At 59.7% G+C, this 22,838-nt stretch carries 22 protein-coding genes; 12 read left to right on the top strand and 10 right to left on the bottom strand.

Features of this window, described 5'->3' with window-relative positions:
• Positions 1-295 precede the first annotated feature (295 nt).
• A complete protein-coding gene (locus DFS28_RS27255; RefSeq protein WP_111452249.1) occupies positions 296-754 on the top strand; it encodes a hemerythrin domain-containing protein in 459 nt (152 codons plus the stop codon).
• A gap of 77 nt (positions 755-831) precedes the next feature.
• On the opposite strand, the gene sigJ is transcribed toward DFS28_RS27255, so the two are convergent.
• Positions 832-1,725, bottom strand: a complete 894-nt coding sequence (sigJ, locus tag DFS28_RS27250; RefSeq protein WP_111452248.1) for an RNA polymerase sigma factor SigJ — start codon at positions 1,723-1,725, stop codon at positions 832-834.
• Positions 1,726-1,728: 3 nt separating this feature from the next.
• Positions 1,729-2,163, bottom strand: coding sequence for a carboxymuconolactone decarboxylase family protein (locus tag DFS28_RS27245; RefSeq protein ID WP_111452247.1), 435 nt, complete (start codon positions 2,161-2,163; stop codon positions 1,729-1,731).
• Between the two features lie 172 nt (positions 2,164-2,335).
• Between DFS28_RS27245 and DFS28_RS27240 the strand changes: the two genes are divergently transcribed.
• Positions 2,336-2,770: a YeeE/YedE family protein gene (locus DFS28_RS27240; RefSeq protein WP_111452246.1), complete on the top strand. Its 435-nt coding sequence runs from the start codon at positions 2,336-2,338 to the stop codon at positions 2,768-2,770.
• A 2-nt stretch (positions 2,771-2,772) separates the two neighbouring features.
• Positions 2,773-3,186: a DUF6691 family protein gene (locus DFS28_RS27235; protein WP_111452245.1), complete on the top strand. Its 414-nt coding sequence runs from the start codon at positions 2,773-2,775 to the stop codon at positions 3,184-3,186.
• 79 nt (positions 3,187-3,265) lie between these two features.
• Here the strand turns inward: DFS28_RS27235 and DFS28_RS27230 are convergent, their stop codons facing one another.
• Both DFS28_RS27230 and DFS28_RS27220 read right to left on the bottom strand, forming a co-directional pair.
• Positions 3,266-4,549, bottom strand: coding sequence for a Zn-dependent hydrolase (locus DFS28_RS27230; RefSeq protein WP_111452244.1), 1,284 nt, complete (start codon positions 4,547-4,549; stop codon positions 3,266-3,268).
• 141 nt (positions 4,550-4,690) lie between these two features.
• Positions 4,691-6,175: an NCS1 family nucleobase:cation symporter-1 gene (locus DFS28_RS27220; protein ID WP_111452242.1), complete on the bottom strand. Its 1,485-nt coding sequence runs from the start codon at positions 6,173-6,175 to the stop codon at positions 4,691-4,693.
• A 552-nt stretch (positions 6,176-6,727) separates the two neighbouring features.
• Between DFS28_RS27220 and hydA the strand changes: the two genes are divergently transcribed.
• From hydA to preA, 3 genes are all read left to right on the top strand, one after another.
• On the top strand, positions 6,728-8,167 hold the full coding sequence (hydA, locus tag DFS28_RS27215; protein ID WP_111452241.1) for a dihydropyrimidinase: 1,440 nt from the start codon (positions 6,728-6,730) through the stop codon (positions 8,165-8,167).
• A 153-nt stretch (positions 8,168-8,320) separates the two neighbouring features.
• Positions 8,321-9,688, top strand: a complete 1,368-nt coding sequence (locus tag DFS28_RS27210) for an NAD(P)-dependent oxidoreductase (RefSeq protein WP_111452240.1) — start codon at positions 8,321-8,323, stop codon at positions 9,686-9,688.
• Positions 9,689-10,963, top strand: coding sequence for an NAD-dependent dihydropyrimidine dehydrogenase subunit PreA (preA, locus tag DFS28_RS27205; RefSeq protein WP_111452239.1), 1,275 nt, complete (start codon positions 9,689-9,691; stop codon positions 10,961-10,963).
• A 99-nt stretch (positions 10,964-11,062) separates the two neighbouring features.
• Here the strand turns inward: preA and DFS28_RS27200 are convergent, their stop codons facing one another.
• The gene (locus DFS28_RS27200; protein ID WP_111452238.1) at positions 11,063-11,683 is read right to left on the bottom strand and encodes a TetR/AcrR family transcriptional regulator; all 621 of its coding nucleotides are present in this window, start codon (positions 11,681-11,683) and stop codon (positions 11,063-11,065) included.
• Positions 11,684-11,823: 140 nt separating this feature from the next.
• Between DFS28_RS27200 and copC the strand changes: the two genes are divergently transcribed.
• From copC to DFS28_RS27165, 6 genes are all read left to right on the top strand, one after another.
• The gene (copC, locus tag DFS28_RS27195; RefSeq protein WP_111452237.1) at positions 11,824-12,189 is read left to right on the top strand and encodes a copper homeostasis periplasmic binding protein CopC; all 366 of its coding nucleotides are present in this window, start codon (positions 11,824-11,826) and stop codon (positions 12,187-12,189) included.
• A 3-nt stretch (positions 12,190-12,192) separates the two neighbouring features.
• Positions 12,193-13,053, top strand: a complete 861-nt coding sequence (copD, locus tag DFS28_RS27190; RefSeq protein WP_111452236.1) for a copper homeostasis membrane protein CopD — start codon at positions 12,193-12,195, stop codon at positions 13,051-13,053.
• Positions 13,054-13,301: 248 nt separating this feature from the next.
• Positions 13,302-14,600: an OprD family porin gene (locus tag DFS28_RS27180; protein WP_111452235.1), complete on the top strand. Its 1,299-nt coding sequence runs from the start codon at positions 13,302-13,304 to the stop codon at positions 14,598-14,600.
• A gap of 180 nt (positions 14,601-14,780) precedes the next feature.
• Positions 14,781-15,605 carry an NAD(P)-dependent oxidoreductase gene (locus DFS28_RS27175; protein ID WP_111452234.1) on the top strand — a complete coding sequence of 275 codons (825 nt, stop codon included), beginning with the start codon at positions 14,781-14,783 and terminating at the stop codon, positions 15,603-15,605.
• A 53-nt stretch (positions 15,606-15,658) separates the two neighbouring features.
• Positions 15,659-16,546 (top strand): SMP-30/gluconolactonase/LRE family protein, encoded by an 888-nt coding sequence (locus tag DFS28_RS27170; RefSeq protein ID WP_111452233.1) that lies wholly within the window; start codon positions 15,659-15,661, stop codon positions 16,544-16,546.
• Between the two features lie 94 nt (positions 16,547-16,640).
• A complete protein-coding gene (locus tag DFS28_RS27165; RefSeq protein WP_111452232.1) occupies positions 16,641-17,516 on the top strand; it encodes an aldose 1-epimerase in 876 nt (291 codons plus the stop codon).
• On the opposite strand, the gene DFS28_RS27160 is transcribed toward DFS28_RS27165, so the two are convergent.
• The 5 genes from DFS28_RS27160 to pqqC all read right to left on the bottom strand — a co-directional run bounded on the left by DFS28_RS27160 (position 17,501) and on the right by pqqC (position 22,741).
• A complete protein-coding gene (locus tag DFS28_RS27160) occupies positions 17,501-19,228 on the bottom strand; it encodes a NahK/ErcS family hybrid sensor histidine kinase/response regulator (RefSeq protein ID WP_111452231.1) in 1,728 nt (575 codons plus the stop codon). The two genes, DFS28_RS27165 and DFS28_RS27160, sit on opposite strands and share 16 nt — an antisense overlap.
• Positions 19,212-20,375 (bottom strand): alcohol dehydrogenase-like regulatory protein ErcA, encoded by a 1,164-nt coding sequence (gene ercA / locus DFS28_RS27155; RefSeq protein WP_074876193.1) that lies wholly within the window; start codon positions 20,373-20,375, stop codon positions 19,212-19,214. Before ercA ends, DFS28_RS27160 begins: the two co-directional genes overlap by 17 nt.
• A gap of 224 nt (positions 20,376-20,599) precedes the next feature.
• A complete protein-coding gene (pqqE, locus tag DFS28_RS27145; RefSeq protein WP_111452229.1) occupies positions 20,600-21,742 on the bottom strand; it encodes a pyrroloquinoline quinone biosynthesis protein PqqE in 1,143 nt (380 codons plus the stop codon).
• Complete coding sequence (gene pqqD, locus DFS28_RS27140; RefSeq protein WP_111452228.1) at positions 21,720-21,992, bottom strand: pyrroloquinoline quinone biosynthesis peptide chaperone PqqD; 273 nt, start codon at positions 21,990-21,992, stop codon at positions 21,720-21,722. Before pqqD ends, pqqE begins: the two co-directional genes overlap by 23 nt.
• Positions 21,989-22,741 (bottom strand): pyrroloquinoline-quinone synthase PqqC, encoded by a 753-nt coding sequence (pqqC, locus tag DFS28_RS27135; RefSeq protein WP_111452227.1) that lies wholly within the window; start codon positions 22,739-22,741, stop codon positions 21,989-21,991. The genes pqqD and pqqC overlap by 4 nt, the downstream gene beginning before the upstream one ends.
• Between the last annotated feature and the right edge of the window lie 97 nt (positions 22,742-22,838).

Raw genomic sequence — 22,838 nt, 5'->3', positions numbered from 1 at the left:
CCACGCGTACGGCGGCGCATTCATGCGCCGCCCTGTGAAGATTACGACCGCGAGGGGGTGGGATAGTGCAAATGGCTCACCTGCGGGATCTTGCGAACGCGATCCCTGTGACGAGGACGGCAAATTTCCGGAGGTGGGATCTTTGTGCTCGCCTATACTCAAAAGGGTAAATAGTTCTGCTGGGCGCGATTGGAAAGCTATTGATAAATATGGAAATTTAAAGGCTTGGGTATCCTTGGAGATTGCTGGTTAAAGAATATTTCTCTGTGATGATTTGGTGTCGTGAGGATTTGATATGAACGTCTTGTTGAAAGAACTTCAGGCCTATCATCATGAGGTGGCTATAAAAATCACTCGGATCAAAGAGTTGCTGAGAAAGATGAAGCATGAACCCGATGGTGCTGATGACTGCAAGCTGTTGTTCAAGATGCTGGAAACCTTGCATGGTGATGCAGAGCGACACCACCACGAAAATGAAGAACTTATTCGGCTGGCCTTGCTAGCGACTGAGGCACCGATCCACCAACGGGTCAAGGATATCGAGCGAGATCACCAAGCATTTGGACGCATTGCCGGACAGCTGAAGACATTGGAGGACACAACTCTGGAAACGAGAGTAATTGCTGACACTGTCGAGGATTTCATCAAAAAATATTTCGATCATATGGACTCGGAGGAAAATATTTTCTTTCCGGTGGCAGATAAGTGGCTGTCAGACGATCAGTGGCAGGAAATAACGCGTCAATGGCATTAATTGGAGCTCACCGTATAACTTCAATATTGCAAGTCCCTTCGCTCTGGGGCACAACGCTGCTGCACTGCTGCACTGCGTCACTGCACATCCAACAAATCCTGCAACCCCGCCAACTTCTCCGGGTTACGCATGATGAAAATCCGGCTCACCCGCCCCCCTTCATCAAAACCAAAGGTCATCGACGCAGTGATGACCCCGTCCGCCTTGATGATCACGCCTTGAGCACCGTTGATTTCGCTGGGCAGCCATTCGCAAGTCTGCCAATAGACGTGCAACGACTGGCCAATGAAATCCAGCACGCTGGACATGCCAGACAACGTTTCGCGGATCGCCGAGGCCTTGCCGCCGCTGTCGGCGCAGAGTTCGACGTCTTCGCTCAGCATCGCCATCAGAGCGTTGGTCGAGCCGCTGGCGATGGCGCTATGGAAGGCGTTGAGCAATTGGTCCTGACGCGCCGGTTCCGGCTGAAAGCGCGTGTGCCCGCTGCCGAGGCTGGCCTTGGCTCGGGACACCAGTTTGCGGCAGGCAGCCTCTTGAACCCCGACCGCATCCGCGACTTGCGCGTAATCCATGTCGAAAATTTCGTAGAGCAGGTACGCCGCACGCTCCTTGGGGGTTAAACGCTCCAACAGCAACAGGAACGCGGTGGACAGCGACGAGGCCAGTTCATGCCGGTGTTCGGGTGAATCGTGATGGGTGGTGTAAATCGGTTCCGGCAGCCAGGTGCCGATGTAATCAACCCGCGAATTGTGAGCTGAGCGCAGCAAATCGATGCAGTGCCGGGTGCACGCCGTGGTCAGCCAGGCGGCTGGCGTGGCAATGGCGGCGCGGTCGGCCTCCAGCCATTTGATGAACAGCTCTTGCACGACATCCTCGGCTTCGGCGCGGGAGCCGAGGATGCGATACGCCAGACCGAGCAAAAAGGGCCGGCGCTGCTCGAACACAGCGGCGGCGTTTTCAGCGGAGTTCATCAATCAGTGCCTCGACACCTGCAAACGGTTCCACAGGTTGATCATGCCGATCTCGGCCGTCAAGGCACCGATTTGCGCGTCATTGAAGTGGTCGCGCAAGTCACCGCGCAGGCTGGCGTAGTCGGTCTTTTCATCGAGCACGGTCAGGGCTTCGGTCCAAGCCAGGGCGGCGCGTTCGGCGGCGCTGAAATCACTGACGTGGCGCCAGACGATCAGGCGGTCCAGCCGCTCGTTGGTTTCATTGGCGTCACGGGCCTCGCGGGTGTGCATCTTCACGCAGAAACCGCACTGGTTAATCTGCGAGGCACGCAGGTGCAGCAAGTGTTTGAGGGTGGGGTCCAGATCGTGGCTGTCGAGGGTGACATGGACCTGGGTCAGGCTTTCGAACACCTGAGGAATCGATTGCAGCAGGTTGACCGGTTGGGTGTTGGACGACATCGTGTTGCTCCACTGTTTGGGGGATTCAACGAGATGACGATCCAGCGTTATGGTTTGTGACGCGCCGATAAAAACTTTGATCTTTTGGTCGTAGCGCCTTCTCGCGGCGGCTGCCCTAAGCTCAGGTAAAAGAGTGATTTAATGTTGTCCCTTACCTGCCTGGAGAGTTGCCATGATGCTGGATACGCTGCATTTCACACCTTGGTCCGCGTTGGCAGGCGGAGCGTTGATCGGCGTGGCGGCCAGCGTGATGGTCATGGCCAATGGACGGGTCGCCGGGATTAGTGGATTGCTCGGCAGTCTGCTATCGCCAGGTGATTCGGGACGGGGCGAAAAAGCCTTGTTCATCCTCGGACTACTGGCGGCGCCCCTATTGTGGGCGCTGTTTCAGGTGTGGCCGACCATTGAATTCAAGTCCGGCATCGTCGGGTTGATCATCGCCGGACTGTGCGTCGGCATCGGCACCCGTTATGGCTCTGGTTGCACCAGTGGCCACGGGGTGTGCGGTATCTCGCGGCTGTCACCACGCTCCATCGTCGCAACGTTGAGCTTCATGTTCGCAGGCTTTGTGACCGTGTTTGTGCTGCGCCATCTACTGGGGTTTTGAACATGAAAAAACTCACGGCTTTCCTCGCCGGCCTGTTGTTCGGCATCGGCCTGCTGTTGGCCGGCATGGCAAATCCGGCCAAAGTACTGGGGTTTCTCGATATCGCCGGTCTGTGGGATCCCTCCCTGGCGTTGGTGATGATCGGGGCGATTGCCGTGGCCTGGGTGCCGTTTCACTGGGCCATGAAACAATCCAAGTCATTGCTGGGGGAGCCTATGCAGTTGCCGGTCAGTCGTGAACTGGATCGACGCTTGATCGGTGGCAGTTTGCTGTTCGGGGTCGGTTGGGGCATTGCGGGCATCTGCCCCGGGCCGGCGCTGGTGCTGTTGCCGACGGGGCATTGGCAGGCGTGGGTGTTTGCGATTGCCATGCTGGCGGGGATGTTGCTATTCAGCCTGTTGCAAGCGCGTCGTTAAATCGCCTCGCCAGGTCTGCCTCTAGAAGTCGTAGCCTTCGGCGGCGCACTCATTGCCGAAGGCTACGGTTTTTTGCGTTTCAGGCCGCCAATTCTCCGCTGGCAATCGCCGCCGACGCCGCCAGCATCGCCCGCAACAACACCGCACACCCGGCCGCCAGGTCATCCGGCGCGGCGTTTTCGATTTCGTTGTGGCTGATGCCGCCTTCGCACGGTACGAAGATCATCCCGGCCGGGCCGAGTTCGGCGAGGAAGATTGCGTCGTGCCCTGCTCCGCTGACGATGTCCATGTGCGACAGGCCCAACCCTTGAGCGGCACCGCGTACCGCTTCGACGCAACCCTTGTCAAAGTACAGCGGCGGGAAGTCCGCAGTGGGTGTGAGTTCGAAGGTCAGGCCATGTTCCTCGCAGGTGGTTTCGATGACTTCGCGGACTTCGGCGATCATCGAGTCCAGCCGCGCCGGTTCCAGATGCCGGAAGTCCAGGGTCATGCGCACTTCGCCGGGGATGACGTTGCGCGAGCCGGGATAGGCTTGCAGACAGCCGACGGTGCCGCAGGCGTGGGGTTGATGGCCGAGGGCGGCGCGGTTGACTGCACCGACGATCACCGCGGCGCCGACCAGGGCGTCCTTGCGCAGGTGCATCGGTGTCGGGCCGGCGTGGGCTTCGACGCCGCGCAGTTTCAGGTCGAACCATTTCTGCCCGAGGGCGCCCATCACCACACCGATGGTTTTGTGTTCGTCTTCAAGGATCGGGCCTTGTTCGATATGGGCCTCAAAATAGGCGCCGACCGCATGCCCGCTGACTTTGCGCTCGCCAGCATAGCCAATGGCATTCAAGGCTTCACCAACGGTGACGCCCTCGGCATCGACCTTGGCCAGGGTTTCTTCGAGGGTGAATTTTTCTGCAAATACACCGGAGCCCATCATGCACGGAGCGAAGCGTGAGCCTTCCTCGTTGGTCCAGACCACGACTTCCAGCGGCGCTTCGGTTTCCACGCCGAGGTCATTGAGGGTGCGCAGCACTTCGACGCCGGCCAGTACGCCGAAGCAGCCGTCAAACTTGCCGCCGGTGGGTTGGGTGTCGATGTGGCTGCCGGTCATCACTGGTGGCAGGTTTGGGTTGCGGCCGGGGCGGCGGGCGAAGATGTTGCCGACGGCGTCGATGCTGACGGTGCAGCCGGCCTCCTCGCACCAGTTGACGAAAATGTCCCGGGCCTGGCGGTCGAGGTCGGTCAGGGCCAGGCGACAGACGCCGCCCTTGACCGTGGCACCGAGCTTGGCCAGATCCATGAGCGACTGCCACAGACGGTCGCGGTTGATGTGCTGATGGGTGGACTGCAGAACGTCTACGGCAGCGTTCATGATGATCTCCTCAGGCAGTTGTTATAGGTTTCTTCAGGCATTTGCTGGGTGTATTCGAGGCCGCCATCGCGAGCAGGCTCGCTCCCACAGGGGAATGCATTCCAAATGTGGGAGCGAGCCTGCTCGCGATAGGGCCATCCGTCACACCGCAGTTTTCACAGCAATCGGACTCGGCCGCATCACACTCAACCCGTAATAAATCAGCCCACCCAGCACCGAGCCGGTGAACCAGCCATAGTCGTAGAACCAACTGAATGCATTGCTGCCGAGCGACAGCAGCGTCAGCGCCACCGGCACGCCGAACGCGATAAACCCGAACCAGTTCCACGCTGGGTAAACGTCATCGCGATAGAGGCCGGCCAAGTCCAGTTGCTGTTTCTTGATCAGGAAATAGTCCACCACCATGATCCCGGCGATCGGGCCCAACAGGCTCGAATAGCCCAGCAACCAGTTGGAATACACCGTCTCCAGGCTTAAATCCGAGACGATCAAACCGAGCTTCTTCAACAGCTCATGGGCCATCAGCGCCAAGCCGACCAGGCCGGTGAGCATCACCGCTGTGGTGCGGTTGATGAGCTTGGGGGCGACGTTCTGGAAATCGTTGGTCGGCGAAACAATGTTGGCCGCCGTGTTGGTCGACAGCGTGGCGATGATGATCAGCGCCATGGCCAGTGCGACCCAGACCGGGCTCTGGATATGACCGATCAGGGTGACCGGATCGGAGACGGTGACGCCCACCAGTTTTACCGAGGCGGCGGTCATCACCACGCCGAGGGAGGCGAACAGAAACATGGTCAGGGGCAAGCCGATAATCTGCCCGACGATCTGATCCTTCTGGCTTTTCGCATAGCGGCTGAAATCCGGAATGTTCAGGGACAAGGTGGCCCAAAACCCGACCATGGCGGTCAGCCCGGCGGCAAAGTAACTGACCACGCTCGCGCCTTCCGGACGTTTGGCCGGGATCGCCAGCAACTCGGTCATCGACACGTTCGGCATCGCCCATACCAACAGGCCCACACCCACCAATATCAACAACGGCGCCGAGAGGGTTTCCAGCCATTTGATCGAGTCCGCACCGCGTATCACCACCCACAGGTTCAAGGCCCAGAACATCATGAACCCGATCACTTCGCCGGTACCGCCAAGGGATTTCCAACCGTCGAACACCGAGCCGAGAAACAGGTGAATGGCCAGCCCGCCGAACATCGTCTGAATGCCGAACCAGCCACACGCCACCAGCGCCCGGATCAGGCACGGAATGTTCGAACCGAGGATGCCGAAGGACGAACGCAACAACACCGGAAACGGAATGCCGTATTTGGTGCCGGGAAAGGCGTTCAGGGTCAACGGGATCAGGACGATGATGTTGGCGAACAGAATCGCCAGCAGCGCTTCGCCGACGCTCAGGCCGAAATACGCGGTGAGCACGCCGCCGAGGGTGTAGGTCGGCACGCAGACCGCCATGCCAATCCATAGCGCAGTGATGTGCCATTTGTTCCAGGTGCGTTCGCGCACCTTGGTCGGTGCCATGTCGTGGTTGAAACGGGGGCTGTCGAGGACATCACTGCCGGCTTCGAGCTCAAACAAGCCGTCGCGCTCGGTCACTTGCGATCTGATCTGTTGCATGGCCGCTCCACTGTTCTTTGAATTATTTTTTGCTCATCAGGGGCTGGTGGCATCAATTAGCGTGCCGGTTACCCCGTTTGCGCATCGGGCAGTTCCATAAAAACTTTGTAACCAACTGATGTTTATCAGTTTTATTTAAATAGCCGATGAGTCATCGGTTACTTGCTTGTTCACTCAGGCCAAATGCCAGGCAAGTTGTCCGAACAGTCAGGACTCAATCTGGTGCACACCACTTTTTTTCAACGTCGCGCATCAACCATAGACCATCCTCAAGCGGCTGATTTCACATAAGAAATCTCGCCTATTTTTACAACCTGTCAAGTGCGTCAAAATGGTGAGAGGCCTCACCATTTTGGTGATCTAATGATTTAATTGTTAATTATCAGTTACTTAAAACAGATATAAGCTTATAAAAAATATTCTTGCTCAATCCTCAAACTCAGACTAGCGTTTATTCCTGACAGCGCTGACAGGAATACACCTGTTTGCGCAGGCTTCATATAAAACATTTAGAACCGGCAAAAGTCGGTCATTGCCTGCGAGGAACTCGGAATGTCTCTGTTGATCCGTGGCGCCACCGTTATTACCCATGATGAAAGTTATCGTGCCGACGTCTATTGCGCCGACGGCGTGATCAAAGCCATCGGCGAAAATCTTGATGTTCCGGCGGGTGCCGAAGTGCTCGACGGCAGCGGCCAATACCTGATGCCCGGCGGCATCGATCCGCACACGCACATGCAACTGCCCTTCATGGGCACGGTGGCCAGTGAAGACTTCTTCAGTGGCACCGCGGCGGGACTTGCCGGTGGCACGACGTCGATCATCGACTTTGTGATTCCCAATCCGCAGCAATCCTTGATGGAAGCCTTTCATCAGTGGCGCGGCTGGGCTGAGAAGTCGGCGTCGGATTACGGTTTCCACGTCGCGATCACCTGGTGGAGCGAACAGGTGCGCGAGGAAATGGCCGAGCTGGTCAGCCAACACGGGGTCAACAGCTTCAAGCATTTCATGGCCTACAAGAATGCGATCATGGCCGCCGACGACACCCTGGTAGCGAGTTTCGAGCGCTGCCTGGAGTTGGGCGCGGTGCCGACCGTGCATGCGGAAAACGGTGAGCTGGTCTATCACCTGCAACGCAAGTTGATGGCCCAAGGCATGACCGGCCCGGAAGCGCATCCGTTGTCGCGCCCTTCGCAGGTTGAAGGTGAAGCGGCCAGTCGGGCGATCCGCATCGCCGAAACCCTGGGCACGCCGCTGTACCTGGTGCACGTCTCGACCAAGGAAGCCCTGGACGAAATCACCTACGCCCGCAGCAAGGGCCAACAAGTCTACGGCGAAGTCCTGGCCGGGCATTTGCTGCTGGACGACAGCGTCTACCAACACCCGGACTGGCAGACCGCCGCCGGTTACGTGATGAGCCCGCCCTTCCGTCCGCGCGGCCATCAGGAGGCGCTTTGGCACGGTTTGCAATCGGGCAACCTGCACACCACCGCCACCGACCACTGCTGCTTCTGTGCCGAGCAAAAAGCCGCCGGCCGCGACGACTTCAGCAAGATCCCCAACGGCACGGCCGGTATCGAAGACCGCATGGCGGTGCTCTGGGATGAAGGGGTGAACACCGGGCGTTTGTCGATGCAGCACTTCGTGGCGCTCACCTCCACCAACACCGCGAAAATCTTCAACCTCTACCCGCGTAAAGGCGCGATTCGCGTAGGTGCGGACGCGGACCTGGTGCTGTGGGATCCGGAAGGTACGCGAACGATTTCGGCGCAGACTCACCATCAGCAGGTCGACTTCAACATTTTCGAAGGCAAGACCGTGCGCGGTGTTCCGAGCCACACCGTCAGCCAGGGCCGGGTGGTGTGGGCCGATGGTGATTTGCGTGCCGAGCGTGGTGCCGGGCGGTATGTCGAGCGGCCGGCGTATCCGGCGGTGTTTGATTTGCTGAGCAAGCGGGCTGAGTTGAACAGGCCGACTGCAGTGAAACGCTGAAAGCGGCCTTCGGCCTATCGCGAGCAGGCTCGCTCCCACATTTGAAACGCGTTCCCCTGTGGGAGCGAGCCTGCTCGCGAAGAGGCCGGCAGCGACAACACAAAACCACTGCCCACCAGAGGCAGACACCTCAATAACCGTGAGGCCAACACCGTGATCAAGACCCTGAACCACCTCCCGCATCCGCACGAGAATGCGGCCGCCCTCGCCGGCCATTTCACCGATCTGGCGCCACCGTTCAACGACCGCCAGGCCCATCTGGAAGCCTCGCGCTGTCTGTATTGCTACGACGCGCCGTGCGTGAATGCCTGTCCAAGCGAGATCGACATTCCGTCGTTCATCCGCAATATCCATCAGGAAAACGTTCAGGGCGCCGCGCAGAAAATCCTCTCGGCCAACATACTCGGCGGCAGTTGCGCCCGGGTGTGCCCGACGGAAGTGCTTTGCCAGCAAGCCTGCGTGCGCAACAACGACCATGAATGCGCACCGGTGCTGATCGGCCTGTTGCAGCGTTACGCCGTCGACAACGCACACTTCAGCGAACACCCCTTCACCCGTGCTGCCTCAACCGGAAAGCGCATCGCCGTGGTCGGCGCCGGTCCGGCCGGGTTGTCCTGCGCTCACCGCAGTGCCATGCACGGTCATGACGTGGTGATTTTCGAGGCGCGGGAAAAGGCTGGCGGCCTCAACGAATACGGGATCGCCAAGTACAAACTGGTGGACGATTACGCGCAGAAGGAACTCGAATTTCTATTGGAAATCGGCGGAATCGAAATCCGCCACGGGCAGAAACTTGGAGAGAACCTGACCCTCAGCGATCTGCATCAGCAGTTCGATGCGGTGTTCCTTGGACTGGGTCTGGCCGCCAGCAAACAGCTGGGTCTTGCTCATGAAGATGCACCGGGCCTGCTCGCCGCTACTGACTACATCCGCGAACTGCGTCAGGCCGATGACCTGACCCAACTCCCCCTCGCTGACCGTTGTATCGTTTTGGGCGCCGGCAACACCGCCATCGACATGGCCGTGCAAATGGCTCGCCTCGGAGCACGCGACGTCAATCTGGTGTACCGCCGCGGTGTCGATGAAATGGGCGCCACCAGCCACGAACAGGACATCGCCAAGGCCAATCAGGTGCGCCTGTTGACGTGGGCTCAACCTGAAGAAGTGCTACTCGATGATCAAGGCCAAGTACGCGGCATGCGCTTCGCCCGTACAGGGTTAGTCGAAGGTCGCCTGCAAACCACCGGCGAAACCTTCGAACTGGCCGCAGACGCCATCTTCAAAGCCATCGGCCAGGCCTTCGACGCCAGCGCCCTCGCCGACCCACTGGCCCGGGAACTCAAGCGTCAAGGCGAGCGGATTCAAGTGGACGAAAACCTGCGCACCAGCATCCCCGGCGTGTACGCCGGCGGCGACTGCACCAGTCTCGATCAGGACCTCACCGTGCAGGCCGTGCAGCACGGCAAACGGGCCGCCGAGGCGATCAACACCCAACTCATGCTCAACGTGGAGGCTGCGTAAATGGCCGATCTCTCGATTGTCTTCGCCGGCATCAAAGCCCCCAATCCGTTCTGGCTGGCCTCCGCGCCACCGACCGACAAAGCCTACAACGTGGTCCGCGCTTTCGAGGCCGGCTGGGGTGGCGTGGTCTGGAAAACCCTGGGTGAAGACCCGGCGGCGGTCAACGTGTCGTCGCGTTACTCGGCGCACTTCGGTGCCAACCGCGAAGTGGTGGGCTTCAACAACATCGAGCTGATCACCGATCGCTCGCTGGAGATCAACCTGCGGGAAATCACTCAGGTCAAAAAGGACTGGCCGGACCGCGCGCTGATTGTGTCGCTGATGGTGCCCTGCGTCGAAGAATCCTGGAAAAGCATCCTGCCCCTGGTGGAAGCCACCGGCGCCGATGGCATCGAACTGAACTTCGGTTGCCCGCACGGTATGCCGGAGCGCGGCATGGGTGCGGCGGTCGGCCAGGTGCCGGAGTATGTCGAGCAGGTCACCCGTTGGTGCAAGACGTATTGCTCGCTGCCGGTGATCGTCAAGCTCACGCCGAACATCACCGACATTCGCGTCGCCGCCCGCGCAGCCCATCGCGGTGGTGCGGACGCGGTGTCGTTGATCAACACGATCAACTCGATCACCAGCGTCAACCTGGAGCGCATGGTCGCCAATCCCGCCGTGGGCAGTCAAAGCACCCACGGCGGTTATTGCGGTTCGGCGGTGAAGCCGATTGCACTGAACATGGTCGCCGAAATCGCCCGCGACCCACAGACCCAAGGCCTGCCGATCTCCGGCATTGGCGGCATCAGCAGCTGGCGCGACGCGGCGGAATTCATCGCGCTGGGCAGCGGCTCGGTGCAGGTGTGCACGGCGGCGATGCTGCATGGCTTCCGAATTGTCGAGGAGATGAAGGACGGGTTGTCACGCTGGATGGACAGTCAGGGCTATGCCAGCGTGTCTGATTTTTCCGGGCGGGCGGTGGGCAACACCACGGACTGGAAGTACCTGGACATTAACTATCAGGTGATTGCCAAAATTGACCAGGAGGCCTGCATTGGTTGCGGTCGTTGCCACATTGCTTGCGAAGACACTTCGCACCAGGCGGTAGCGAGCCTTAAGCAGGCGGACGGGACGCACAAATATGAAGTGATTGATGATGAGTGCGTGGGGTGCAATCTGTGTCAGATCACGTGCCCGGTGCAGGATTGTATCGAGATGGTGCCGATGGAGAACGGGAAGCCGTTTCTGGATTGGAATCATGATCCGAGGAATCCATATCACGTGACAGTCTGAACGGACGCCATCGCGAGCAGGCTCACTCCCACATTGGAATGCATTTCAAATGTGGGAGCGAGCCTGCTCGCGATGAGGGCGGCAGCTGCTCCGCAAGCTTCAAGGTTCTAATCCAATCCCTCGCAAGATCACACTCGTCACCGTCTGCACCGCCCGCTCGAACTGCATGTCCGACAATGGCTGATGGTCATTCAGAATATTCACCTGATGATCAAAGTCGGCATAGTGCTGGGTCGACGCCCAGATCATGTACAGCAAGCTCGAAGGTTCCACCGCCAGGATGCGTTTGTCATCCACCCACTGGCGAATTTTCGCTTCTTTCATCTTGGCCCAGTCGTACAGACTGACGTCCAGTTTCTCACCCAGGGTCGGCGCACCATGGATGATTTCGTTGGCCCAGACTTTGGAGCCGTAAGGCCGGCTGCGGGAGTGGTTCATCTTGGCGCGGATGTAGCTGCTGAGCACCACGCGCGGGTCGTCGAACATCTCGAAGCACAGCGCGTCCTGTTTCCACACTTCCAGCAAACCCAACAGCACGGCGCTGTACAGCTCACTCTTGGTACTGAAGTAGTAATGGAGGTTGGAGCGCGGCAGTTGCACTTCGGCGGCGATGTCGGCCATGGCGGTGCCGCCGAAACCTTTTTCGGCGAAAACCTTTTCGGCTCCCAACAGAATTTTCTCGACGTTACTGCGACGAATCTCGATCTTGTGATTGCCCATGAGGGCTCCCTGACAACAGCGTTGCTCAAGACTAGCATCCGCTCTACCTCGCGGCGACAAGGGAAAACGAAACTTCGTACAGCCGGCTTCTCGCAGGTAGACTGAGCGCCTTTTCGAACCCGCCTCAGAGGTGTTCCACGATGCTGCTCAAGAAAACCCTGACCACCGTCGCCCTGCTCGGCTCGCTGTTCGTCGCTTCATCGGTATTTGCTCACGCCCATCTGAAAGCCCAGACCCCGGCCGCCGACAGCACGGTGGGCGCACCGTCGGAACTGCGCCTGGTGTTTTCCGAAGGCGTTGAAGCAACCTTTTCCAAAGTTACGATCAGCAAGGACGGCAGTAACGTGCCGGTGAAGAGCCTCGCCACCGAAGGCAGCGACAAGAAAACCCTGGTCGTCACCCCGGCCGCACCATTGGCAGCGGGTGCCTACAAAGTCGAATGGCACGCGGTGTCGGTCGATACCCACAAAAGCGAAGGCGCCTATAGCTTCAAGGTTGGCCAGTAATTCATGACGAGCGCGCTGGTGCTGTGCCGTTTTCTGCATTTCACCGTCGTGCTGATGTTGTTCGGGGCGTGGGTGTTCAGGCCTCTGCTGGTCAATGGCGACGCTGGACATCTGGATCAGCGACTGACGAAAACAACCCGCTGGCTGGCGGCGGTGGCGTTGGTCACTGGCGTTAGCTGGTTGCTGCTGATCACCGCCAGCATGGCCGGTTCGTGGGAAGCGGCATTCGATCCGACGACCCTGCGACTGGTGCTGGGCAATACATTTTTCGGCCAGGTCTGGCGCTGGCATTTGCTGCTCAATGCGTTGTTGGTCGCGCTGCTGATGACACCCTTGCGTGCAAACCTGCCCCTGCGAATCGGCCTCGCCAGCCTGCTGCTGGCCACCCTCGCCCCGGTCGGCCACGGGGCCATGCTCGATGGCCTCAACGGCCAATTGTTGATCCTCAATCAAATCATTCACCTGACCTGCGTCGGCGCCTGGCTCGGCGGCTTGATGTTGTTGGTGATGATCCTGCGGCAGCCGACAGTGCATTCCATCAAGGCGACCTTGCAACGCTTCAGCGGCATTGGTTACGTCTTGGTGGCGGGGTTGGTGATGACCGGGTTGATCAACGTGCGGGTACTCACCGGGCAGTTCTGGCCAACGCCGTTGCTGTCCGGGTTTGCGCTGATACTGTTGATCAAGGTTGTGCTGGTCGCTGCGATGCTGGGATTGGCGTTGTTCAATCGGCTGCGGATCAACGATTGCGAGCAGCGTCCGACTGCTCTGAAAAGCAGCGTCATCTTCGAATGGTTGCTTGGGATGGGAGCGGTGGCAGCGGTTTCACTTCTGGGCACCATGCCCCCGATGATCGTGAGCTAAACACAATCCAATGTGGGAGCGGGCTTGCTCGCGAAGGCGGCGTCACATTCAACACATTGGCTGACTGACATACCGCTTTCGCGAGCAAGCCCGCTCCCACAGGGTTGTTCGATATACGCCTGACCGAGCCAGGTCATCGTACAACTTCTGATTGACATTCCCCGTAACACTTGCAAATAATCCGCCCCGATGTTGTACGACGACGTATAACGAAAAATAAAAACAACAAGAAACACGGGAGCGTCACTGTGAGCAAGCTCGTCCGCAATTCCTCCGCCTGCACCCCTCGCCCAACTTTCGCACGCCGTCACACCCTGAGCCTGATCGGTTGCAGCAGCCTGGCCCTCGCCCTGCCCATGACCAGCCATGCCGAAGGTTTCGTCGATGACGCCAAAGCCACGCTGAACCTGCGCAACTTCTACATCAACCGCAACTTCACGAACCCGGCCTACCCGCAGGGCAAGGCTGAAGAGTGGACCCAAAGCTTCATCCTCGATGCCAAATCCGGATTCACCCAGGGTCCCGTCGGTTTCGGTATGGATGTGCTGGGCCTGTACTCGGAAAAACTCGACGGTGGCAAAGGCACGCGCGGCACCTCGTTGCTGCCGATTCATGACGATGGCCGCCCTGCCGACAACTTCGGGCGCCTGGGTGTGGCGCTGAAAGGTAAAGTTTCGAAAACCGAATTGAAGGTCGGCGAATGGATGCCGGTATTGCCGATCCTGCGCTCCGACGACGGCCGCTCCCTGCCGCAAACCTTTCGCGGTGGTCAGGTGACGTCCACCGAGATCAGTGGCCTGACGCTCTACGGCGGCCAGTTCCGCGCCAACAGCCCGCGCAACGATGCAAGCATGGAAGACATGTTCATGAACGGAAAATCCGCTGCCTTCACCTCGGACCGTTTCAACTTTGGCGGCGGTGAATATGCGTTCAACGACAAGCGCACCCAGGTCGGCGTCTGGTACGCGCAACTGAGCGACATTTATCAGCAGCAGTATTTCAACCTGAGCCACAGCCAGCCCATCGGCGACTGGACCCTCGGCGCCAACCTTGGTTACTTCATCGGCAAGGAAGACGGCAGCGCCCTGGCCGGCGACCTCGACAACAAAACCGCGTTCGCCATGCTCTCGGCCAAATATGGCGGCAACACCTTCTTTGTCGGCCTGCAAAAACTCACCGGCGACGATGTCTGGATGCGGGTCAACGGCACCAGCGGCGGCATCCTGGCCAACGACAGCTACAACTCCAGCTACGACAACGCCAAGGAACGATCCTGGCAACTGCGCCACGACTACAATTTTGTGGCGCTGGGCATTCCCGGCCTGACAATGATGAACCGCTACATCAGCGGCGATAACGTGCACACAGGCACCATCACCGACGGTAAGGAATGGGGCCGCGAGTCAGAACTGGCTTACACCGTGCAGAGCGGCGCGCTGAAGAACCTCAACGTCAAATGGCGTAACGCGTCGATCCGCAAGGACTTCAGCACCAACGAATTCGACGAAAACCGCATTATCATCAACTACCCGATCTCGTTGCTGTAAAGGCGAACATCTTTTGCAAGGCTGACTCAACCACTGTGGCTAGGGGGTAAGGGATGACCCTCCGTCAATTTCAACCGATGCCGCGTTGACAACGGCCTTAGACCCTAACGATACTTCAGCCAAGTCGTACGACAACCTACAACAAATTCAATAACAATGACTGCTTGTTCAGGGACTTCCATGACCATCACAACTAATGCCCGCGCTCCTTTCAATCGTCTCCTCCTGACCGGTGCCGCCGGTGGCCTCGGCAAAGTGCTGCGCGAACGCCTGCGGCCCTACGCCAATGTGATTCGCCTGTCGGACATCGCCGACATCGCCCCGGCCATCGATGACCGTGAAGAAGTCGTACCCTGCGACCTGGCAGACAAGCAAGCAGTCCATCAGCTGGTTGAAGGCGTGGACGCGATCCTGCACTTCGGTGGCGTCTCAACTGAGCACTCGTTCGAAGAGATCCTCGGCGCCAATATCTGCGGTGTGTTCCACATTTATGAAGCCGCTCGCCGCCATGGTGTGAAGCGGGTGATTTTCGCCAGTTCCAACCACGTGATCGGCTTCTATAAGCAGGATGAAGTCATCGACGCCCACTCCCCTCGCCGCCCGGACAGCTACTACGGCTTGTCCAAGTCCTATGGCGAAGACATGGCCAGTTTCTACTTCGATCGCTACGGCATCGAAACCGTCAGCGTGCGCATCGGCTCCTCGTTCGCGGAACCGCTGAACCGCCGAATGATGAGCACCTGGTTGAGCTTCGGCGATCTGACTCAATTGCTCGAATGTGCGCTGTATGCCCCTGATGTCGGTCACACCGTGGTCTACGGCATGTCCGACAACAAGAACGTCTGGTGGGACAACCGTTTCGCCACCTGCCTGGGTTATGAACCTCAGGACAGCTCCGAAGTGTTCCGCGAAAAAGTCGAAGCCCAACCGATGCCAGCCGCTGATGACCCGGCACGGGTCTACCAGGGGGGTGCGTTTGTCGCGTCCGGCCCGTTCGGCGACTGAACCCGCGTACCTCACTTGATCCCGACAACAAAAACCCGAGGGGATGAGCTGTCATGCAAGCCGAATTGATTGTCGATGCCCGCAACGCAGTCGGTGAATGCCCGGTCTGGGTGCCTGAGGAAAACGCCCTGTATTGGGTCGATATTCCTGCCGGTGGACTTCAGCGCTGGAACGCCGAAACCGGCCATGTCCATGCCTGGAGAGCACCGCAGATGCTCGCCTGCATTGCACGTCACCGCGACGGCGGCTGGGTTGCCGGGATGGAAAGCGGGTTCTTTCATCTGCACCCGCATAACGATGGCAGCCTCGACAGCAATCTTCTGGCACCGGTCGAACACGCCCGCACAGACATGCGTCTGAACGACGGTCGCTGTGATCGTCAGGGGCGTTTCTGGGCTGGCAGTATGGTGCTGAACATGGGCGCCAACGCTGCCGACGGCATGCTTTACCGCTACAGCGCCGGGCAACGCGGGCCACTCGAGGCGCAGCTCAGCGGGTTTATCGTGCCCAACGGCCTGGGTTTCAGCCCGGATGGGCGGACGATGTACCTGTCTGACTCTCATCCTCTGATCCAGCAAATCTGGGCCTTTGATTACGACACTGACAGCGGCACGCCGTCCAACCGGCGGCTGTTTGTCGACATGCATCAGTTCCCTGGTCGTCCCGATGGCGCCGCGGTCGATGCCGAAGGCGGCTACTGGATTTGCGCCAATGACGCCGGGCTGATTCACCGTTTTACCCCCGACGGCCGACTGGACCGTTCCCTTGCCGTACCGGTAAAAAAACCGAGCATGTGCGCCTTCGGCGGCAGTCGCCTGGACACCCTGTTCGTGACCTCGATCCGCCCCGGCGACGACCATGACGAGCAGTCACTGGCCGGCGGTGTGTTCGCCCTCAATCCCGGGGTGAAAGGTTTGCCGGAGCCGTTGTTCAAGGCATAAACCCCGTGTAGCTGCTGCCCTGTGGTGAGGGGATTTATCCCCTCACCACAGGGCAGCAGGGCCCAGCGGTGTTCTCACATTAGAGTTCAATTGAATGACGCCAATGTTGCTGAACCTCGAAGACGAATTCACCCACCTAACCCTAGCCCCCGAACTTGGTGGCAGCATCGTCAACTGGAGTGTGCGCGGCACGGGTCTGCCACTCTTACGCCACAGCGATGCCTATGCACTGAACACCGGTCTGCCCGGCAAACTCGGCTGCTTTCCCTTGGCACCGTGGTCGAACCGAATTTCAGAAGGCGGTTTTGAATGCCCCGAGGGCTGGCTGGCACTGACACCCAACAGCCTCACCGATCCCCTGCCGATTCACGGCAGTGCCTGGCAACAGCCGTGGCAGGTGGTTTCGCAGACGCGTGATGAAGTCGTGCTGCAACTCGACAGCACCACGCCCTTCGCCTATCGCGCCCGGCAACGATTCCATCTGAGCGGCGGCAAACTGAGCATTGATCTTAAGGTCACTCATCTGGCCGAAAGTCCTGCCTGGCATGGGCTCGGTTTACACCCTTACTTTCCGCGTACCACAGGCACCCAGTTGCAGGCACAAGCCCGGCAAGTATGGTTGTGTGACGGGACCAAACTGCCGACACACCTCAGTGCGGTGCCGGCCGAATGGGATTTCCAGTCACTCAAGACGTTGCCCGGCACATTGGTCGACAACGGCTTCTGCGAATGGGACGGCCATTGCCTGATCCGCCAGCCAGCGTTGGGTTATGAGCTGGAATGCCGGGCCACCGGCAGCGATTACTTCCTGCTCTACTGCCCGGTGGGCCTGGATTTTTTCTGTATCGAACCGGTGAGCCATCCGGTCAACGCGCATCACCTGCCCGGTCGACCGGGGTTGCGACTGCTGGAGCAAGGCGAGTCAGTCGAGCTCGGTTTCAGCCTGCACTATCGCTACCCCAGCAACTGACTCAGCACCGCACGCAACTTGCCGGGTTTCACCGGTTTGTTCAGCAGCGGTGCGTCGAGTCGCTGCAATGAGCGCCGACACTGATCCGTGCGGTCGGCGGTGATGATGACCGCCGGAATCGCTTGGTGGTAATGCTCGCGCAAATGCCTGACCACGTCACAGCCCACCACCCCGTGATCGAGGTGGTAGTCCGCCAGAATCAGTTCCGGCGGTCGTCCCTGCAAGGCAGCCAGTGCAGAGAATTCATCGGTGGCCGTCACCACTTCGCAGCCCCATTGCCCGAGCAGCGCGCTCATGCTTTCGAGGATGCTCACTTCGTTGTCCAGCACCAGCAAACGCCGGCCAGGCAATGGATTGCCGGTGCCGGGTTGTGGTGCCGCCAGGCTGATCGGCAGCGGAACCTCATGGGAAATCGGCACGTCGATGCTGAACATCGAACCGCGTCCTGGCAGCGAATGAACCCCGACTTTATAGCCGAGGATCTTGGCGATGCGTTCAACGATGGCCAGCCCCAGGCCCACACCCTTGCGGTCGGCGGCGCGGCCGACGTCCAGTTGGTTGAACTCGAGGAAGATCGAATCCAGTCGGTCCGCCGCGATCCCGCGCCCGGTGTCCCAGACTTCCAGGCGCAGCATTTCACCCCGGCGTCTGGCCCCCAGCAGGATGCTGCCCTCGTCGGTGTAGCGGCAGGCGTTGCTGAGGAAGTTGCGCAGGATCCGCGTCATCAGGCGCAGGTCGGTGCTGATGGCGTAATCGCCCATATGCACCCGCAGGTTCAACCCTGCGGCCTGGGCCACTGACTGGAACTCCGAGACCAACGGCGCGAGCAATTCGTCGAGGCGGTACAGCGCAATGTCCGGTTTGACCGCTGCCTGATCGAGCCGGGAAATATCCAGCAAATCGGTGAGCAGATCCTCCGCCCCTTCCAGCGCCTGGTGCGTCCGCTCCACCAGCACCTGTTCGACGTCGGGAAGCTTGCGTTCGCGCAGAGTCGAGATCAGCAAACGCGCGGCATTGAGCGGTTGCAGCAGGTCGTGGCTGGCGGCGGCGAGGTATTTGTCCTTGCTGCGATTGGCGGCTTCGGCGGCATCCCGGGCATCGCGCAAGGCTTGGGCAATCTGTTTACGCTGGGTGATCTGCTGTTGCAGGTTACGGTTGGCTTCCAGCAACTCGTCGGTGCGCGCGGTGACCCGCTGCTCCAGTTCATCATTGAGTTGTTGCAGACGCTGCTGGGCGAGTTTGCGTTCGGTGATGTCGGCGACAAAACCTTCCACCAGCCCTTCCTGATCAGGTTTGAGCAACAGGTTCATCAACACGTCGACGCTGCTGCCATCCTTGCGCCGCAATTGGGTTTCGTAGCCAAGCAGACTGCGCTCGCGCTTGAGCATTTCACCGATGTTTTCCAGCTCTTGCGCGCCGTTGACAAACAGGTTGCTCGCCAGATCGGCCAGGGAAAACAGCACCTCCTGGGGATTGTCGTAGCCGAGCATCCGCGCCAGTGCCGGGTTGGCGGCACGCATGCCTTCCAGGAGGCTGGCCTGGAAGATCCCGTGGACCGCGTTTTCGAACAGCCATTTGTAGCGATTGCGCTCAGCTTCCAGCTCGTCGAGGCGCGCAGCCAGTTCCGGGTAATGACTCTTGCGCGCCGAATGGCTGCCTAATCCCAGTAACCCCGCCAGCGCCCGTTGCTGTTCGTCAGAGGGCTTCGCCATAGACGACCTCGACATCACGCTGACTGGACTCGCGCGGGTTGGTCAGGATGCACGGGTCGTGCATGGCGTGTTGCGACAGGAACGGAATGTCCGCCGTGCTGACCCCGTGCAGTCCCAACGTTTCGTGGAAGCCGATGGCGTGTTTCAGCGCGATCAGGTGTTCCACCAGACGCCCGCAAATCTGCCGGTGATTCAAGCCACGGCAATCGATGCCAAAGGTCTCGGCGATCACCTTGAAGCGCTCAGGTGCGGAGCTGTAGTTGAACGCCACCACGTGCTCCACCAGCACCGCGTTGCACAAGCCATGGGGCAAATCGAGGAAGCCACCGAGGCTGTGGGACATCGCGTGCACCGCGCCGAGGATCGCGTTGGAGAACGCCAGCCCGGCCTGCATGCTGCCCAGCATGATTTTCTCGCGCAAGGCGATGTCGTGCGGGTTGGCGATCATCTGCACCAGGTTGCCGTTGATCAGGCGCATCGCCTCCAGTGCATGGGGGTCGGTCAACGGCCCGTGACCGGTGGACACAAACGCTTCGATGGCATGCACCAACGCATCGATGCCGGTACAGGCCGACAGGAACGGGTCCATGCTCAGGGTGGTTTCCGGGTCGATCAGCGACACGTCCGGGACCACCGCCTTACTGACGATGGAGAACTTCATGCGTTCTTGCTGGTTGGAGATGATCACGAACTGCGAGACATCGGCCGAGGTCCCGGCGGTGGTCGGAATCAGGATCAGCGGCGGACTGGGGACGCGGATGGTGTCCACGCCTTCGAATTCGAGAATGCTGCGCCCATGGGCGACAACAATGCCGATGCCTTTACCGCAATCCATCGGGCTGCCACCACCGACGGCCACGATCACATCGCAATGGTTTTCCCGGTACAGATCGGCACCGAGCATCACTTCTTCGACCCGAGGGTTGGGCGAGACCGCGCTGTACAGGACGTACTCGATGCCCTGGGCTTGCAGGCTGGCCTCGACATCGGCGACCCAACCGGCGGCAATCACACCGGGATCGCTGACCAGCAGCACCTTGCGGGCACCAAAGGTTTTGGCGCAATTGCCGACGTTGTGCCGGCAGCCGGCACCAAAGATGATTTCAGGCGAAACGAATTTACGCAGTTGACTGAGACTCTGGCTCATTGGAAAGCCTGTTTTTATTGTTTTGGAAGGTAATGTCCACACTAAAGCATCCGGCGGTGAATGCAATCAGACCAATGGGTAGCAAGATCCTGTATCCACTGCAGATCCCCTGTGGGAGCGGGCTTGCTCGCGAAGGCGGCATTACATTCAACATTGATGTCGACTGACCCACCGCTTTCGCGAGCAAGTTCGCTCCCACAGGGGGATCTGTGTCAGCTCTCGATTCATCCGCGGTAGATCAATCGCGAAGCCTTCTCGTTACGCAACGTCAGGTGTTCCATGCCCAGCCCCGGTGCGTCGGCTTCCTCGCGGGCCTTGAGAATCACACCGTGGTGCGGGGATTTGCTGCACACCGGGTCCGCGTTGGCGGCGTCGCCGGTCAGCATGAATGCCTGGCAGCGGCAGCCGCCCAGGTCCTTGTGCTTTTCATCGCAGGAGCGGCACGGTTCCTTCATCCAGTCATCGCCACGAAAGCGATTGAAACCGAAAGAATCAGTCCAGATGTGCTCGATGCTGTGCTCGCGCACATTGGGAAACTGCACCGGCAACTGTCGGGCGCTGTGGCAAGGCAATGCCGTACCGTCGGGGGTAATGTCGAGAAACAGGTTGGCCCAGCCGTTCATGCAGGTTTTGGGGCGTTCTTCGTAGTAGTCCGGGGTGACGAAGATCAGCTTGCACGGATGCCCCTGCGCTTCAAGACGCTCGCGGTATTCGTTAGTGATGCGCTCGGCACGCTGCAATTGTTCGCGCGTGGGCAACAGACCAACCCGGTTGAGCTCGGCCCAGCCGTAGAACTGGCACGTCGCCAACTCGACGAAATCCGCTTCCAGTTCCAGGCACAAGTCGATGATCTGCGCGATCTGGTCGATGTTGTGCCGATGGGTGACGAAGTTCAGCACCATCGGGTAGCCCTGGGCCTTCACCGCACGGGCCATGGCGAGTTTCTGGGCAAAGGCCTTGCGCGAACCGGCGAGCATGTTGTTCACCGCCTCGTCAGCGGCCTGGAAACTGATCTGGATATGGTCCAGCCCCGCGACCTTGAAATCGCGCACTTTCTGCTCGGTCAGGCCAATGCCCGAGGTGATCAGGTTGGTGTAGTAACCCATGTCCCGGGCGGCCTTGATCAGTTCGGCCAGGTCCGGGCGAACCAACGGCTCGCCACCGGAAAAACCCAGTTGCGCGGCGCCCATCTCCCGGGCTTCGCGGAACACCCGGATCCACTCTTCGGTGCTCAACTCTTCGCCTGACTGGGCAAAGTCCAGCGGGTTGGAGCAATACGGGCATTGCAGCGGGCAACGGTAGGTCAGCTCCGCCAACAGCCACAGCGGCGGGCCCGGAGGCGAGTCACTCGATCCAGAATTGAGCATGGGCCACCTCCAGAAACGCCAGCACATCTTCGTCGATCCCCGGTACGCCGGGGAAACTCTCAGACAGTCGATCAATGATCGTTGCAACGCTGCGCTGGCCGTCCACCAGTTCAAGGATCTGCCCAGCACTGACATTGAGTTTGATCATGCCTTCGGGGTACAGCAGCACGTGACAGTCCTGACGCGGTTCCCATTGCAGGCGAAAACCCTGACGCAGCGATGGTGATTGTTCGCGGTTGATCAGGCTCACAGGGCAATCCCCCGGTGCCAGACCCGCTCCGTGGTGACGCTGTGATACGGCGGGCGCTCCAGCTCGTAGGCCATGCTCATGGCGTCGAGCATGCTCCACAGCACGTCGAGCTTGAATTGCAGGATTTCCAGCATGCGTTGCTGGCCTTCGACCGTGACGTAGTGCGCGAGCGTGATGCGCAAGCCATGCTCGACATCCCGTCGCGCCTGACTCAGGCGAGTACGGAAATAGTCGTAACCGCCGACGTCGATCCACGGGTAATGGGTCGGCCAGGCGTCGAGTCGCGATTGGTGGATTTGTGGTGCAAACAGCTCGGTCAGCGAACTGCTGGCGGCTTCCTGCCAACAGGCCCGACGGGCGAAATTGACGTAGGCGTCGACGGCGAAACGTACACCGGGCAGCACCAGTTCCTGGGAGAGGATCTGCTCGCGATCCAGTCCCACCGCTTCGCCCAGCCGCAGCCAGGCTTCGATGCCGCCCTCGCTGCCGGGGGCACCGTCGTGGTCGAGAATTCGTTGCAGCCATTCCCGGCGCACGTCGCGGTCCGGGCAGTTGGCGAGAATCGCGGCGTCCTTCAGGGGGATGTTGACCTGATAGTAGAAGCGATTGGCGACCCAGCCTTGAATCTGCTCGCGGGTTGATCGGCCGGCGTACATGGCTTGGTGGAATGGATGATGGATGTGGTAGTAGGCGCCTTTGGCGCGCAGGGCTGCTTCGAATTCGGGGGGGGACATTGGGGTGTCAGTCATTGCGGTTCTCCGGGGTAGCTCTGCGGTGTCTGCGCTGGCGCCTTCGCGAGCAAGCCCGCTCCCACAAGGGGTCTTCGGTGTACACAAAACCCTGTGG

This window comes from Pseudomonas sp. 478 (assembly GCF_003254125.1).
Classification (GTDB): Bacteria; Pseudomonadota; Gammaproteobacteria; order Pseudomonadales; family Pseudomonadaceae; genus Aquipseudomonas.
The sequence above is the reverse complement of the archived record's forward strand: the minus strand, read 5'-3'. Positions and strand labels throughout refer to the sequence as shown.